General features: G+C 71.9%; 9 protein-coding genes. 2 read left to right on the top strand and 7 right to left on the bottom strand.

Annotated features, from left to right (window positions below; all coding sequences use genetic code 11):
• The first annotated feature begins 110 nt into the window (after positions 1-110).
• The gene (locus tag BSZ37_RS09590) at positions 111-1,406 is read left to right on the top strand and encodes an alpha-hydroxy-acid oxidizing protein (protein WP_095510340.1); all 1,296 of its coding nucleotides are present in this window, start codon (positions 111-113) and stop codon (positions 1,404-1,406) included.
• A gap of 9 nt (positions 1,407-1,415) precedes the next feature.
• Positions 1,416-2,651 carry a dipeptidase gene (locus BSZ37_RS09585; RefSeq protein ID WP_095510339.1) on the top strand — a complete coding sequence of 412 codons (1,236 nt, stop codon included), beginning with the start codon at positions 1,416-1,418 and terminating at the stop codon, positions 2,649-2,651.
• Positions 2,652-2,756: 105 nt separating this feature from the next.
• Here the strand turns inward: BSZ37_RS09585 and BSZ37_RS09580 are convergent, their stop codons facing one another.
• The 7 genes from BSZ37_RS09580 to BSZ37_RS09550 form a co-directional block, all read right to left on the bottom strand.
• Complete coding sequence (locus BSZ37_RS09580) at positions 2,757-4,019, bottom strand: alkaline phosphatase family protein (RefSeq protein ID WP_095510338.1); 1,263 nt, start codon at positions 4,017-4,019, stop codon at positions 2,757-2,759.
• A 64-nt stretch (positions 4,020-4,083) separates the two neighbouring features.
• Positions 4,084-5,421, bottom strand: a complete 1,338-nt coding sequence (locus tag BSZ37_RS09575) for an NHL repeat-containing protein (protein ID WP_143537615.1) — start codon at positions 5,419-5,421, stop codon at positions 4,084-4,086.
• Positions 5,422-5,460: 39 nt separating this feature from the next.
• Positions 5,461-6,474: a PorV/PorQ family protein gene (locus BSZ37_RS09570; RefSeq protein WP_095510336.1), complete on the bottom strand. Its 1,014-nt coding sequence runs from the start codon at positions 6,472-6,474 to the stop codon at positions 5,461-5,463.
• Positions 6,475-6,518: 44 nt separating this feature from the next.
• On the bottom strand, positions 6,519-9,488 hold the full coding sequence (locus BSZ37_RS09565) for a TonB-dependent receptor (RefSeq protein WP_095512356.1): 2,970 nt from the start codon (positions 9,486-9,488) through the stop codon (positions 6,519-6,521).
• A gap of 29 nt (positions 9,489-9,517) precedes the next feature.
• Entirely contained in the window at positions 9,518-11,146 is a 1,629-nt protein-coding gene (locus BSZ37_RS09560; protein WP_095510335.1) for a hypothetical protein, read from the bottom strand.
• A gap of 112 nt (positions 11,147-11,258) precedes the next feature.
• Positions 11,259-13,487, bottom strand: a complete 2,229-nt coding sequence (locus BSZ37_RS09555) for a T9SS type A sorting domain-containing protein (protein ID WP_095510334.1) — start codon at positions 13,485-13,487, stop codon at positions 11,259-11,261.
• A 66-nt stretch (positions 13,488-13,553) separates the two neighbouring features.
• Positions 13,554-15,809, bottom strand: coding sequence for a hypothetical protein (locus BSZ37_RS09550; protein ID WP_095510333.1), 2,256 nt, complete (start codon positions 15,807-15,809; stop codon positions 13,554-13,556).
• Positions 15,810-15,829 lie beyond the last annotated feature (20 nt).

Below are 15,829 nucleotides of genomic sequence, written 5' to 3'. Positions count from 1 at the left end.
GCCGGAAAGTGCACACTCCCGGGGGCCGTGTCGAGGTGAAACGGCGCCCCCGCGCCAGCGGACCATCGCCACCGCCCGAGCCGTTGAGAGGGACCGCTCTCCGCACCGCTGTGTCTGCCCCCGACCTCTCCGGCGCTGGCCCGCGCCGCCAGCGCGCCGTCTACCTCGACGGCCTCGCCGGACGCACCCCGGCCGTCCCCTCCGCCCCCGCCCCGCTCGAAGACGCCGCCCGCCGCGCGATGTCCGAAGAGGCGTGGGCCTACGTCGCCGGTGAGGCGGGCGCCGAGCGGACCGTGGACGCCAACCGGGCGGCGTTCGCTCGGCACCGGATCGTCCCGCGCGTTCTTCGCGGTGCCGAGCCACGCGACCTCTCGACGGCGTTGCTGGGGCAGGCGCTCCCCGCCCCGCTGATGCTCGCGCCCATCGGCGTCCTTGAGATGGCCCACCCCGACGCCGACCTCGCCGTGGCCCGCGCCGCCGCCGCGCTCGGCGTCCCGTTCGTGTTCTCGAGCCAGGCCAGCGTCCCGATGGAGGCGACGGCCGCCGCGATGGACGCCGTCCGCCCCGGCGCGCCGCGCCTCTTCCAGCTCTACTGGAGCACCGACGACGACCTCGTCCGCTCGTTCGTCCGCCGCGCGGAGGCGTGCGGGTGCTCGGCCATCGTCCTCACGCTCGACACGACACTCCTGGGGTGGCGCCCGCGCGACCTCGACCTCGGCTCGCTCCCCTTCCTCCACGGCATGGGGATCGCTCAGTACACGAGCGACCCCGTGTTCGTGTCGAAGCTCGACCACCCGCTGCCGGACCCGCCGGCGGACCCGCCCCTCCGTCTGGCAACCGTCCGCGCCGGGCTGGGGCAGGCGCGGCGCGTGCCGGGCGCGACGCTCGACAACCTCCGCTCGCAGAAGGCCAGGAAGGCCGTCCAGCGGTTCGTCGCGACCTACTCCCGCCCGTCACTGACGTGGGACGACCTCGGCCTCCTCCGCGAGGCCACGTCGCTCCCCGTCGTCCTCAAGGGCATCCTCCACCCCGACGACGCGCGGCGGGCGCTCGACGCGGGCGTCGACGGGGTCGTCGTGTCGAACCACGGGGGCCGCCAGATCGACGCCGAGGTGGCCAGCCTCGACGCGCTGCCGGGCGTGGTCGAGGCCGTCGACGGGCGCATGCCGGTCCTGTTCGACAGCGGAATCCGGAATGGCGCCGACGTGTTCGTGGCCCGCGCGCTGGGGGCCGACGCCGTCCTCCTCGGCCGGCCGTACGTCTACGGGCTCGCGATCGACGGCGAGCGGGGGGTACGAACCGTCGTCGAGAACGTCGTCGCGGAGTTGGACCTGACGATGGGGCTCGCCGGCTGCCACGCGCTCGACGACGTCGGGCCGGAGATGCTGACGACGGCCACGGCGTAGACTGGGCTCATGCGCCCGTCCTCCGTACTCGCCGTCACCCTCGCGGCGCTGGCCGTCGCCTGCACCGACCCCGCCTCGTCTGCCTCGGCGGAGCCTCCCACCGACTCGACCTCGGCGTCCCCCGCCGCGCCCGACACGCTCGACCCGGCCACGGTCTCTGACGGCGGCGGCATCCCCCTCCCCCCCGCCGAGGTCGACCGACTCGTCGCCGTCGACCCGCTCTGGGCCGAGGCACTCCGCATCCATTACGACGCGGTCGTCCTCGACGGGCACGTCGACACGCCGACGCTGATGCTCGACCGCGGCTACCAGTTCGGCGAGCGCCACCGGAGCGACCACGTCGACCTCCCGAGGATGGCCGAGGGCGGGCTCGACGGCGCGTTCTTCTCCATTTACGTGGCGCGGAGCTACGGCGAGGGGCAGGCCGCGACGGACCGCGCACTCGCGATGATCGAGGCTGTGAATCGGCAGGTGGCCGGGCTCGACGGCGCCACGCTCGTCCGCACCGCCGACGGTGTGCTCGACGCCCGCCAGCGGGGCGAGACCGCGGTCCTCCTCGGGCTCGAAGGAGGCCACGCGCTCCAGGGCTCGCCCGAGGTCCTCCGCCTCCTCGCCGCCAACGGCATCCGCTACGTCACGCTGACCCACTCGAACACGAACGCCTGGGCCGACGCCTCGACCGACGCGCCGCGCTGGGGCGGCCTCAACCGGCTCGGCCGCGAGCTCGTGACCGAGATGAACCGGCTGGGCGTGCTCGTCGACCTCTCCCACGTCTCCGACGACGCGTTCGAGGACGCGCTGGCGGTGACGCGCGCGCCCGTGATCCTCAGCCACTCGTCGTGTCGCGCGCTTCACCGCCACGCCCGGAACGTCACCGACGACATGCTCCGCGCACTGGCCGACAACGGCGGCGTGATCATGATCAACTACTTCGCCGCCTACCTCGGCGCCGGGCGGATCGACCTGGACGACGTGCTCGACCATGTCCAGCACGCGGCCGAGGTGGCCGGGGTCGACCACGTCGGGCTGGGGAGCGACTTCGACGGCGTCCCTCGCCTTCCGGTCGGCCTGGGCGACGCGACGCGCCTGCCGTACGTCACGCACGGCCTGCTGGCTCGCGGATTCTCCGAAGCGGATGTCCGCAAAATCCTGGGCGGCAACGTCCTCCGGGTCCTCGCCGAGGCCGAGCGGGTCGCGGCCGAGATGCGCGACGAGAACGCGGCCCCGCCCACCTCGGGCGGCTAGCGGGCAGGGTTCACCGTCCGCCGTGCCCCACTCCGTGTCCAGACACCGGCCTGCCTACCTCGGTACAGGCCGGCGGGCGGAACCGTGAGCCCACCGACCAGGCGGCTACCGAAGCACGCGAGCGGCGGCCTCGGGGTCGCCCTCGTTCGGCGCGGCGTCGAGTCCGAGCGCCTCGGCGACGATGTCGTACACGTCGACCGTCCGGATCGGACCGGTGACGAGGCCGCTGCGGAAGCTCGGCCCACGCGCGAGGAAGAGGCCGTGCATCGACTCGACGCGGTTGTCGTAGCCGTGCGTCCCGCCCGACGGCCGGTCGGGGTTCCGCTCGACGTACGCGCGGGACGACGCCGTCCAGCCCTCATCGGCCAACACGACGACTGGCGGGATACGGGCGTTGTCGGAGTAGTGGAGCCGCTCCGGCACGTCGGGCTTCGGATAGGCCGTGAGGTGCGGGAGCGCCGAGATCGCCTCCGCGATCGCCTTCGGGTCCTGCCCTTCCTCCGGCCAGATGCCGACCGGCTCGCCCCAGTCCACGTCGACGGCGTCGAGGTCGATGGCGTCGTCCAAGAGGACGACGCGCTCGGGCGAAACGGCGGCCATTCCGTGGTCGCTGACGATGACGAGATCCGTCGCCTCCAGCCGGCCCCGCTGACGGAGACCGTCGACGAGGCGGGCGAGCGCCGCATCGACTTGCTCGATGGCCTCGTTCGTCTCATCGGCTTCCGGGCCGAAGCGGTGGCCGGCGGTGTCGACGGCCTCGAAGTAGAGCGTGACGAGGTCGGACCCGTCGTCGAGCCACTCGAGCGCCTGGTCGATACGATCGGCGTAGGCGAGGTCGCCGTCGTAGGGAAGCCAATGGGTCGGCCGGACGCCCCCGATCTCGGCCTCAGAGCCGGGCCAGAAGACCGTCGCCGCCGTCAGCCCCTGGTTCTCGGCGGTCGCCCAGATCGGCTCCCCTCCCCACCAGCGGCCGTCGACGATGGCCTCGCGGTTCGAGAGGGAGAACCGGGCGGGCTCGCCGTCCACCAGCCGCTCCGGGTCGCGCATCGTGTTGCCGACGATCCCGTGCTGCGACGGGTACAGCCCGGTGACGAGCGAGTAGTGGTTCGGAAACGTCTTGGTCGGGAACTCCGGCGCCAGCCGCTCGGCACGGACGCCCTCCGCGATGAACCGGAGCGTCGGCTGGTCGACCGTCGCCCGGTCGAGGTAGTCCCACCGGTACCCGTCGATCGAGACGAGGACGAGCGCGGGGTCCTCCGCCTCGACGGCATCGGCGGCCGGCTCAGCCGATGCGCACCCCGGCAGCCACTGCCCGACGACGACCGCCAGGAACAGAAGGACGACGGCGGCGAGCAGCGGGCGGGTCATGAGGGCACAAGGCAAGGGGCCGAAGGCGAGGGGCAATATGGCTCATGCCCCTTCCCCCACGCCTCTACTCGAAGTCCGTGTTCAGGCGGAAGCGGCTGATCCGGTTGTTGCCCGTGTCGGCCACGTAGACGACCTCCTGGTAGTACGCGACGCCCTGCGGGTCGGCGAACTGGAGCGGGCCCGCGCCGGAGCCTCCGAACGAAGCGCGGACGGGGCGCGTCGAGCCCGCGCCCGGCGGCGGGGCCACACCCTCGATTCCGTTCTGGTTGAACACGAACAGGCTGTCTTTCCCGGCGTCGAGCACGAAGAGGTAGCCCGTCTGGTCGGCCGCGTAGGCGAGGCTCGTCGGCCGCACGAACTGGCCGGCCTCGAAGAGCGCGCCGTCGCCGGCGTCCGGGTTGCCCGCGGCGCCGAGGCGGCCGGAGTCGACCCGGTACTCGGTCCCGTCGGACGTCTCGACGACCTGGACCGAGACGACGCCGTAGGTCGGGTCGGGCTGCGTCGCCGGCGGCGCGAGGGCGATCATAAAGTCCTCGTTGAGCGCGACCGAACCCCGCTGCGGGGGGCCGACGAAGGTCAGGACGTCGGACGGGTAGTAGGCGCTGAGCAGGGACGGCCGGTCGGGCGTGAGCGCGCGGATGTACTGGACGAACTCGCCCTCGGCGGTGTACTGGAGGAACGCGTTGAACGGGCTGAAGGCCTGGCTCGGCCGGCCCGTCGCCGTCGAGTTGACAGGGCCGCGCCGCGTGACGTAGAGCCGGTTGTCGGCCAGGACGGCGACCCCGGTGAACTCGGCGTCCTCGTCGCTCGTCCCGCCCGCGTACGTGTCGGGCGTCTCGAAGCGCGTGAACCGGCGGCTCCCGTCGTCGAACGGGTGCCACAGGATGTCGGCCACGCGCGGCGTCCCGGTCGTGAGGCCCGAGATGCGGTAGACGACGGCGAGGTCGCAGGCCTCGGGGTTCCCGCCGGAGGGGCAGTCAGCGCCGGCGACGGTCGTGTCGCGGCGGGCGGCGACGTAGAGGTCGAGCCGGCGGTCCTGCACGATGGCCGTGATGTCGCGGAGCGGCTGGCCGGCGACCTCGGAGAGGAGGAACTGCGGCCGGCCCGCGAGGTCGAGCACGTGGACGCCGCGGTCATCGGCGACATAGACGAACTCGTCGTAGCCGACGTAGACGTCGACCGGGCGGACGAACGCGCCGCCGAAGCCCTGCGTGTAGAACGGGTTCAGCGGCACGTAGCCGACATCGTCGACGAGCGTCGGGTCGGTCTGGCCCTGATCGAAGATCTCCTCGGTCGTCGGGTCGCTCTTCGAGCCGAGCACGGCGTCGCACCCGGCGAGGGCGACGGCCAGCCCGGCGAGCACGACGAGCCACGAGGCGGTGATCGTCCGGGGGGAGGGCATGGTCATGTCCTGGGTCATTCCTGGGCGGTGCGCCGGGTCCTAAAACTGGAGGGAGACGCCGATCCGGTGGGTCGGGCCGAGACGTTCGAACTGCTCGAAGGCGTAGTCGGCCCGGATCGAGCGCTCGCCGAGGCCGGGCACGTCGATGCCGAACCCGAGCGTCGGCGTCGTGGCCTCCTCGACGCCGAAGCGGTAGCCGCCCCTCAGCGAGAGGAGGTCGTTCCAGACGTACTCCGCGCCGACGTTGAACTGCTCGGCGTTGTCGTTGGGGTTCGTGAGCTGGCCGGCGACCGTGAGGTCGTGCTCGGCCGAGCGGATCACGTCGTAGCCGATGCCGAGCATGAACGTCGTCGGCGGCACGAGGTCCTCGAACTCGTCCTCGATCACCGTCCCGCCGTCGACCGTCGGCCGCTCGATCTCGCCCGAGGCCTCGCCGTTGAGGCCGAAGTTCCGGATCGCTACGCCGATCGAGGCGCCCGTCGAGCCCACGTTGTAGTGGACGCCGAGGTCGAGGAGCGGGACCGTCATCGCCACGTCGGCCGCCGACTCGCGGGCGACCTTCGCCGTCACGCCGTACGAGAACAGGTCCGTGAGCGCCTGGCTCACCGAGAGCCCGCCGACGACGCCGAGGTAGCGGAACGACTGGCCCGTCCCCTGCGGGCCCGAGAACTCGGTCGTGACCGCCATGTCGCCCGAGTCGAGCGTCTGGACGTGGCCGCCGATCGTGAACGCGCCGACCTGCTGGGTCACGGCGGCGTAGTTCATCGAGATGTCGGCGAAGTAGGAGAGCGTGGCCGCCATGGCCTGGGTCCGCCCGCCTCGGGCGGCGAGGGCGGGGTTCCAGAACAGCGCCGAGGCGTCGGAGGCCGTGGCCACGGCCGTCCCGCCGAGCGCCGCGCCGCGCGGGTCGACGGGGACCTCGAGGAACTGGAAGCCGGCCGTCCCCGCCCGGTCCTCGCCGTAGGCCGGGAGGATCTGGGCGGAGGCGGCGGTCGACAGCCCGGCCAGGGCGACCAGTCCGGCGAGGAGCCCGAGGCGGAGGAGGTGGGTCATGGGGCGGGCGGCGCGATGCGGGAGCAGAGTCGGGCGATCACGCATCAAAACTTGTAGCTCACCCCGAGCACGACGTGTCGGGGGGTCAGGAAGCGGGCCGGGTTGAACGGCGGGAGGCCGCTCGTCGAGGGGTCCTCGAAGCGCGGGTCGCGGAGGTACGTCGGCACGTCGTACTCCGGGTTGCCGCGGAGCGTCGTCGGGTCCGTGCCGGGCTCGATCTCGGGGTAGGCCTCGCCCGTCACCGGGTTGACGATCACGCTGTTCTTCTGGTTGAACAGGTTCTCGATCTCGAGCGTCGCGATGAGGTCGCTCCCGCCGATGCCGAACCGGCGCTCGGCGCGGAGGTCGAACCACCACCACGGCTTGCCGGTCTCGGAAAAGCGGAGCGCGGGGTCGTCGACGGTCTCGTAGACCGGCCGCCAGTCGCGCTCGCCCGTGAACGGGTTGACCTCGTTGCCCACGAACTCGACCGGCGTGTACCGCTGGCCGCTCCGGAACGTGCTCTGGACGAACAGCTTGACGCGGTTGAGGCCGGGGATCCCGAGCCACGGCTCGGCCTCGTCGTGCGAGAGCGTGACCGACGCCTTGAGGTCGAGCGGGCGGTCCCAGGCGAGCGGCGTCTCGAACGTGTTGTCCGCGTTGCCGTCCGTGATGAGGTCCTGGAGCGCGTCGTTGTTGGTCGACGAGAGGCCGGTCGCGCGGGAGTAGCTCCCCGAGAACTGGCCCAAGAACCACGCACCGACCCGCTTGGTGTAGCTCACCTCGATGCCGCGGACGCGGGCGAAGTCGCCGTTGACGCGGAGCGCGCGGTTCGTCTCCCGGCCCGTCGGGTCGGCGATCGTGACGGAGGCGACCGTGATGAAGTCGAACTTGTCGCGCCAGAACGCCGTGACGTTGAGCGCGTCGTTGGCCGTGATCTGGTTCCGGACGCCGAGCTCGTAGGCGATGTCGATCTCGGGGTCGAGGTTCGGGTTGCCGAGGTCCGAGAAGAACGAGCGGTCCTGGTAGAACGGGTCGAGGTTCGTGTACAGGTACGTCGGGTGCGGGAGCCGCATCGAGTGCCCGTAGGAGAAGAACAGGACCTGGTTGTCGCGGATCGGGAAGCTCACGTTGAGCTTCGGCAGGAGCCGGGCCTTCCAGCGGAGCCCGAGGAGCGGCGTCGTGTCGGACTCGTAGCCCTCGCGGATCGCCGTCGGGATCGTGAACGCCGAGTCGGCCACGAGGTCGTCGACGTACTGGCCGGCGGCCCACGCCTCGAACCGGCCACCGAGGGAGGCGATCAGCCCGTTGTAGCGGAACCGGTGCGTCGTGTAAAAGGCGCTCCGCCGCGGCTTGACGCGCCAGATGTCGGACGACTGCCCGAGCCGGTTCGACTGCGTGAACGTCCCGTCGGGCAGCTGGATCGGCGCGCCGACCCACGGCCGGGCGATGTCGATCCACTGGTAGTCGTTGAGCGTGAACTCCGCGCCGGCCGTGAGCTCGTACGACTCGTTGGCGGTGAACCGGGTGAACTCGGCGCGGGCCGTGAGCTGCTCGGCGAAGTGGTCGTGCCAGTCGGTCGCGACGCCGCCGTTGTTGACGAAGCCCGGCCCCGGGAGCACGAAGAGCGCCGTGTCGGCCGGGACGCTCGTCGGGTTGCCGAAGATGTCGCCCGGGAAGCCCGGGATCGAGAACGGGTCCAGCTCGGAGTCGACGTTCTCGGGCCGCCAGTCGCGGCCGTTGGCGTCGGCGCGGAGGCGCGTGAAGAGGCGCGAGACCTGGACCTCGTAGATCGACCGCTGGCCGACGGCGTGCGTCCACAGGAGGTAGGCGAGGTTCGCGTCCTGCGTGTAGGTGTTGGCGAGGTCGGGCTGGAGCGCGAAGGCGTACTGGAAGCCCGGCGCGACGACGGCGTCGTTGCCCGTGACCTGGAGCATCCGCGTGTTCTGGTTCACCGCCAGCGACCGCTGGTAGCTGCCGACGAGCTTCATCCCGGCCCGCGGGAGGTAGACCAGCTTGCCGAGCCCGTTCCAGCGGTTGCCCCGGCGCGGCGCCCAGAAGTCGGACGCGATCGAGCTCGACACCTGGTCGGGGACCGAGTAGAACGTCGAGTCGGGCGTCGAGAGGTAGCGCTCGAAGCCGTCCGAGAACGTGCCCTGCCCCGACGTAAAGAACCGGACCTTGCCCGGGACGATGGGGCCGGCGAGCGAGAGCTCGACGTTGTCCTCGTTGAAGGAGCTCTCCCAGTCCTCGTTGAACCCGAAGTTGTCGCGCTGGACGGCAGCCCGGGCCTCGAACGTGTCGGTCCCCTCGCGCGTCCGGATCTGGACCACGCCCGAGGTCGCGTCGCCGACGGACGCGTCGGCGCCGGTCGTGACGACCTCGACCTCGCCGAGCGCGTTCGAGCCGAGGTCGAGCCCGAAGCCGGTCCCGGCGAGCGGGTCCTTCGCGCTTACGCCGTCGACGACGTAGCCGGTCTCCGTCGCGCGGCCGCCGCGGATGTAGAGGCCCGTCGGGTCCTGCGTGACGCCAGCCTGGTTCGAGATCACGTCCTGCACGTCGCGGACCGGCCGCGACTCGATCTGGTCCTGCGAGATCGTGTAGGCGCTCTCGGCCCGCTCGACGTCGATGAGCGGGGCGTCGCCGACGACGATCACCTCGTTCTCGGCGCCGAGAACGGCCTCCTCGAGCTCGATGTCGAGCCGCGTCGTCTCGCCGTTCGCCACGGCGATGCCGGTGAACTCCTTCGTCTGGTAGCCGACGTAGCTCACGCGGACCGTGTAGTCGCCGCCGCTGAGGCCCTCGATCGTGAACTCGCCGTTCACGTCGCTCGCCGCGCCGCGCGTCGTGCCGATCACGAGCACGCTCGCGCCGATGACCGGGAAGTCGGTGGCGGGGTCGACGACGGTGCCGGCGATCGAGCCCTGCGCGGATGCGGGGCGGGCGCCGAGCGCCACGAGGGCGACGAGGACGAGCCACAGCGCCCGCCTCGGGGCCGAGGCGGAGGGGGCCGGGCGAGGCGGGAGCGAGGGCATCCGGAGCGTGGGAGTCGGAGCGGTCGTCACTAGCGGCGGGCGAAGCGGCCGGAGGTGGCCGGGAAGTCGAGGCCGTCGAGCATCAGCGCGAGCGCGTCGACGACGCCCTCGGAGCCGCCGTCGGCGGGCTCGAAGAGCGGGTTCGGGCCGGCGAAGAGCGGGAGCGCGAAGAGGGCCGAGCGGCGGTCGGCGCGGATCGAGGCGAGCACCTCGGCGCCCTCCCAGGTGTCCGACGGCACGTTGTTCTCGTAGAACGACATCCGGTACAGCGGGACGTCGTCGGGGCCGACGGCGTATGGGAGCGCGCTCGTGATGAGGCGCGTGGCCTGGAGCGGCGGGAGCGTCCGTCCCGTTCCGGGGACCTCGGCCTGCGGACGGACCGGCGTCCCCCCGTTGGCCCGCAGCGCGCGGACGCCCTCGGGGAACGTGATAAGGTCGCCGAGCGGCAGGATGTCGATGGCCGCGTTGGCCGTCCCCCCCACGTCGGTCCCCTGCGGGAGCGACACCGGGACCTGGACGAGGATCCGCCCGCCCCGGTCGAAGAACAGGTCCATCACGCTCGCCGCGCGCGGGAGGTTGTTGCCGTTGGCCGTGTTCGTGACCGTGTTCGAGACCCAGTAGATCCGGTCCCAGAGCGCGAGCGTCTGGCGGAGCGTCGGGTCGGCGGCCGGGGGGAGCGCGTCCGAGAACTGCGGGCTGGCCGTCGACTGGGGCGTCTCGGAGAGGTCCCAGAGATCGAAGCTCCCGGTCCCGTTCGCCGCGAGCGCGGCGCGGGCCACGTCGAGCACCTGCTGGTCGTCGCCGACGCGGACGTCGTTCACGAGGAGGACCGAGCTCGTCACGCGGCGGACGAACAGGTCGGTGACGGGAACGCCGTCCTCGTCGAGCGCGGGGTAGCGGAGCGTCGGGCTCGTGGCGCCGGCCTGGTCGACCGCACGGAAGTACACCACGTTGTCGTCGTCGAGCCGGAAGCCGGGCAGCGAGGCGTCCGCGTTGCGGAAGCCGCGGCCGGTGTAGAGCGTCGCGGTCGTCGTCGACGCCGCCGGGTCGTCGGCGACGAGCGAGACGAACGTCACGTCGGGGTCGAGGCGGACGAACCCGCCGGTCGTGTCGTTCAGCGCGACCTCGACGCCCGCGATGTTCTCCTCCCCGTCGATGTCGGCGGCGGCGAACGAGAACGAGACGACGGGCCACGTCGTGTCGGGCGGGGCCTCGGCCGAGACGATCCGGAACGTCGGGTTCGAGTTGCGGATCGGGAAGACCGTCCGCGCCGGGCTCTCGTCGACGGCGCCCTGGTCGTCGACCGCCCGGACCTCGACGACGACGTCGGCGGTGCTGGCACCGAGCGGGATCACGAGGCGGATCGTCGAGTCGCGGCGGGCCGTTCGGGCCCACCCGTCCTCCGGCGCGGGCGAGGCGTCGACCTGATATGAGCGGACGTCGAAGCCGGTCACGACGCCGTCGGGGTCGGTCCCCGACCACGCGACGTCGACGGTCGAGATGAGGCGGCGGTCGTCGAGGTCCTCGCGGAGGTCGTTCGAGCGGACGGCCAGCTCGGTCTCGGGCGCCCGGTTGTCGGACGCCGAGCCGTCGAAGCCGGCGTCGCACGCGGCGAGCCCGAGGGCGAGCAGGAAGAGGACGGAAACGTGGCGGGTCACGAGCGCCGGTGTCGGAAGGCGGGAGAAAGACCGGTCGGCCCGGTTAAGGGCCGACCGGCCGGGGTGCCCGCCTCGGTGCCTCCCTGGGGAGACCGAGGCGGGCCAGACCGGGTTAGCGGACGACGGCGATGCGGGCCGTGGCGACCTCGCCCGACGCGTCGAGGCGGAGGACGTAGACGCCCGAGGCGAGCCCGCCGAGGTCGGCGGTCACGGTGTGCGCGCCGGCGGCGCGGGCGCCCTCGGTTACGACGGCGACCTCGCGGCCCATCGTGTCGAACACGCGGAGCGACACGTCGGCGGCCGTCGTCAGCTCGAAGGCCACACGGGCCTGGCCGGCGGCCGGGTTCGGGTACGTGCCCGCGATCCGGACGCTCGACGTCTCGAGGTCGCCCTCACGCGCGACGATGAGCTCGCCGATGTCGTCGCCCGTGTCCGGCGTCAGCTTGTAGTTGCCGAACGAGTAGTACAGCGGGCCGCGGATGTAGGTGAGCCGGTTTCCAGTCATGTAGATCGTGCCCGGGTCCCCGCCCTCGTACGAGATCTCCGACGAGAGGTCGTCGACGCGGAGCGCGTTGTCGGTCGTGCCGTCGGACGAGATGAGGAACTCGCCGAACGGGCCGGCCGGGTCGTCGGCGTTGGTCGCCACGATCGTGACGTCCGAGAACGCGAGGAGCATGCCCTCGTGCTGCTCGGCCGTCGCGTCGCCGTCGGGGCCGTTGAAGAGGGCCGTCGTGACCTCCTTGTAGTCGTACGGGTTGCCCGAGCCGGTCCGCTCGTAGGTCACGTCCACGAGCGTCGTGACGTTGAAGTCCTCCACCACGCGGGCCTCGGTGATCGTGATCTGGTCGCCAACGGCCAGGTCGCTGTCCGCGTCGAGCTCGACGAAGACGCCCGAGAACGGGCTGAGCGAGGCGTCGTCCTGAATCGTGAGGTAGGCGCCGCCGTCGTCGAGGACGCTCTGGACCACCGCGTCGAGGTCGAACGCGACCGGCTCAGAGGTGATGACGCCGCTGCCGCCGGGGCCGCCGTCGGGCGTGGCCTGGACCTGGAAGATCGACGAGATCGGGCCGTCGACCACGAGGCGCGTGACGGGCTCGCCGGCGGGCGTGGTCGCGCCGTCGCTGTCCGACGCCGTGACCGAGTAGGTCACGAAGTCGCCGGCCGCGAGGCCCGTGATCGTCCCCTCATACACGTCGCCCTCGACGTTCTCGAGCGTGATCTCGCCCGAGCCGCCGCTCGACGTCGTGTACGACGCGGTGACCGAGGCGACCGTGGTCTCCGCCGTGGCCGGCACGACGGTCGCGCGGACCGTGGCGCCGTCCGTCGTGGCGAGGCCCGTGTCCTCGAGCGTCACGATCGGCGGGGCGACGGCGATCTCGAAGTCCTCGTCCTCGAACGGGACGATGTTGAAGACGGCCTCGTCCGGGACCGAGAAGTCGAAGGGGTCGTCGCCCTGGAAGACGAGGAAGCCCTGGAGGTTGACGACGCCGGCCGTCGGCGGATTGAACGGGGTGTCGATGCAGCTCGGCGCGTCGCCGCCCGGGAAGTAGTCCTCGCCACGGTCGTTCCGGAAGCAGACCGAGATGTCGTACTGGTTGATCGCCGCGTCCTCACCCGGGGCCGAGTAGAGGAGGTCGATGCGGTCGCTGCCGAGGCCCTGGGCGCCGATGATCTCGAGGCCCTCGAACCGGACGTACTGGTTCACGTAGTCCGAGAAGACGGACCAGTCGAGCTGCGACTGGGCGTCGGTCCCGGTGCCGTACGTGTCGTGGATGTCGGCCGGGGTGATCGTGATCGGCTGGAGGAGCGGGTCGTCCGCGGCGTAGGCGTTCCCGGTCGCGGTCGCCGACTCGAGGTCGATCTGGAGCGCGTAGCCGCCGCTGTTGGTGAACGGCGCGACCTCACCGCAGAGGACGACCTCGTCGCCCACGAAGAACTGGCGGATGGTGCCGCCGGTCTGCTCGTCGTTGACGAGGAGGCCCATGCCCTCGGGGCCCTCCTCCGCCGCAGCCACGTCGCGGACGAAGATCTGGACCGAGTTCGGGATGCCCTCCGAGTTGAGGCTCCGGACGCCGGAGAGGAGCGGGTTCGTCATGACGACGGCCGTGACCTCGACGGTCTCGCCGACGAGGTCATTCTCGAGGAGCTCCTGGGCGGTGGCGATGTCGAGGCTCTCGCCGGCGGCGTTGAGGGCGTCGATGTTCTCCTGCGGCACGGCCGTGATCTCGTCGATCGTGACGCGCTGGAAGTCGGTGCCCTCCGTGCCGGTGCACTGGGCCGCCGCGGGTGCGGCGAACGCCAGGACGGCGCCGAGGGTGAGAAGCGTAGCGGTACTGCGCATGGGGGTGGGGAGTGGTGAGAGGAAGCGGTCGGGAGAAACGGTCACGGGAGAGGGGCGGGCCGTTCGCTAGCGGAGGATCACGAACTTGCCCGTGTCGACCTCGCCCGTGTCGAGGTCGCGGACGGAGAACAGGTAGAGCCCGGACGAGAGCCGGAGCGAGTTGTCCGAGAGGATGTCCCAGGCGTGGATGCCGCCGGCGACCTCGCGGCCCTCGGCCGAGAAGTCCTGGAACCAGCGGGTGTCGCCCACATAGGTCTCGGCGTCGTGGTCGAACTCGGCGACGACCTCTCCCGCGAGCGTGTAGACGCGGATCTCGCAGCGCGCCGGGAGGCCGGTGAAGTAGAGCTTGCGCTGGGTCGAGAGCGGCCCGTCCCAGGCGGCCTGGACGCGGTACGGGTTCGGGAACACGCCGATCTGGCGCTCCTCGCCCGCCTCGGCCGGCGCGGCGCCGGGGAACACGCGGACGGCGTTCGAGGCCACCGACGACTCGAGCGAGCGGAGCCCGCTCTGCGGGTCGCCCGCGTCGAAGGCCGTGACCGCGAAGGCGTACTGCCAGCCGTCGAGGAGGCCGTCGGCCTCGAACCGGTACTCGTAGGTCGCCGGGTCGCCGGGGAACGTCGCGGGCGTGGCGAGGCGGACGTCCTCGAACCCGTTGTTGAACCCGACGTCGTTCCCCTCGCGGTCGTACTGCGCGATGAGGCCGGCGTCGCCGAGGATGTTCCCGTCGGCGTCGTCGCCAGGGTCGGAGCGGTAGATCCGGTAGCCCTCGAAGTCCTGGACCCCCGTCACGGGGTCGCGCGAGCCCTCGGCGGCGGCGCTCCAATAGAGGACCGCCGTGCCCTGCTCGAGCTCGACGCGGAGGGCCGGCGACGTCGGCGGGCTCGGGATGAGGTAGCGGTCGAGGCGGCCGTTCCCGTTGAGGTCCTCGTCGGCGTCGAGCTCGCCGTCGTAGTCGGCGTCCTCGCCGGCGTAGGTCTCCTGGGCCCAGAACACGTTGTTGCGGAGGAGCGCGCGGGAGTCGTCGGTGTCGGCCTGGCGGCCGGCCGGGACCGTCTGGAACGCGTCGGGCTTGAGCGCGGCCACGAGCGCGAACGTGACCGTCACGCTCCGCCCCGGCGCCAGCTCGGCGAACGGGCCGACGGAGGTGAGCCCGATCCAGTTGCCCTGCGCGAGCGTGCCGTCGGTCTGGAGCCGGCCCTCGCCGTTTCCGGCGCCGAGGAAGGCGGCCTGCGCGGCCTCGTAGGCGTCCTGCGTCTCGAACGCCGTCGGGTCCGGGAAGGGCGTCTGCATCCGGCGGTACCGCTCGAGGTCGTCGGTCGGGCGCCCGAGGTTGGGGTCGGCGTCGCCGAAGAGCCAGAAGCGCGGGTTGAAGACGGGCGCCGGGAGGCCGAGCGCCTCGTAGCGCTCGGCCACGAACGGGTGGAAAAAGCGGGTCTCGGCGCTGCGGCCGGCGCCACCGGCGTCCTCCCACTCGGCCCCCAGGAAGGCGATCGAGCCGTACGTGTTGAGGCTCTCCTCCTGCCCGCCCGCGTTGAACGCGTAGCTGACGTACTGGCTGTCGGGCGCGGGCTCGACGAGCTCGCCGGAGCCGGCCTGGTAGGTCGGGTAACCGAGGACGCCGCGCGCCCCCTTGTTGAAGAAGGCCCCGCCCGACTCCGTCGTCGTGACCACGTTGCGGACGACGAGGTCGTCCCAGAGCCCGACCCAGACGTCGCTGATCGGCTGGTCGGAGACGTTCGTGATCTCGTACTCGACGATCACGAAGTACTCCGTGAACGGGAAGCTCCAGGCGTAGGAGCGCTGCTCGACGTCGAGCCCGAGCCGGTTCTGGACGTCCGGCAGCGGCGTGTTCGTGCCGGGCAGGACGGCGGCCGTGTCGACGTAGCTCGTGAGGTAGTCCTGCTGGCTGACGGCGTTGGGCGAGAAGAACGGGCTCGTGGCGAGCGACGACCGCCGCGTGAACACGTCCTCCTGCGCGAACTCGAAGCCCGAGCCGCCCGGCGTGTAGCCGCCCGAGGTCGTGACGGCGCCCGTCCGGACGGTCACGACACCGTCGGCGCGGCGCCCGCCGACCCAGAGGCCGGCCTCGAAGAGGTGCTCGATGCCCGAGTCGAGCGGGTACTCAAACGACGGGAGACCGGCTGGGTCACCCGAGACGCCCGGCCGCCCGAGCGTGCCGACGTTCGTGACCGAGAGGCCCGTGTCGCCCACGTCCGTGGCGATCCGCTCGAAAGGCTGGGCGCCGGCCTCGGGGGCCGCCATCAGGGCGGTGAGGGCGGCGGCCAGGAACGTCGTCGCGCGAGCGGCCCGTCGGAAGGTCATGGGACAGAGAACCTGTGGGA

The sequence above is a fragment of the Rubrivirga marina genome (genome assembly GCF_002283365.1).
GTDB lineage: Bacteria > Bacteroidota > Rhodothermia > Rhodothermales > Rubricoccaceae > Rubrivirga > Rubrivirga marina.
The sequence above is the reverse complement of the archived record's forward strand: the minus strand, read 5'-3'. Positions and strand labels throughout refer to the sequence as shown.

Excerpts from the sequence above, each read along its gene's own strand:
- BSZ37_RS09550 (WP_095510333.1), bottom strand. The coding sequence starts at position 15,809 with ATGACCTTCCGACGGGCCGCTCGCGCGACGACGTTCCTGGCCGCCGCC.
- BSZ37_RS09580 (WP_095510338.1), bottom strand. The coding sequence starts at position 4,019 with ATGACCCGCCCGCTGCTCGCCGCCGTCGTCCTTCTGTTCCTGGCGGTC.
- BSZ37_RS09570 (WP_095510336.1), bottom strand. The coding sequence starts at position 6,474 with ATGACCCACCTCCTCCGCCTCGGGCTCCTCGCCGGACTGGTCGCCCTG.
- BSZ37_RS09555 (WP_095510334.1), bottom strand. The coding sequence starts at position 13,487 with ATGCGCAGTACCGCTACGCTTCTCACCCTCGGCGCCGTCCTGGCGTTC.
- BSZ37_RS09565 (WP_095512356.1), bottom strand. The coding sequence starts at position 9,488 with ATGCCCTCGCTCCCGCCTCGCCCGGCCCCCTCCGCCTCGGCCCCGAGG.
- BSZ37_RS09585 (WP_095510339.1), top strand. The coding sequence starts at position 1,416 with ATGCGCCCGTCCTCCGTACTCGCCGTCACCCTCGCGGCGCTGGCCGTC.
- BSZ37_RS09575 (WP_143537615.1), bottom strand. The coding sequence starts at position 5,421 with ATGCCCTCCCCCCGGACGATCACCGCCTCGTGGCTCGTCGTGCTCGCC.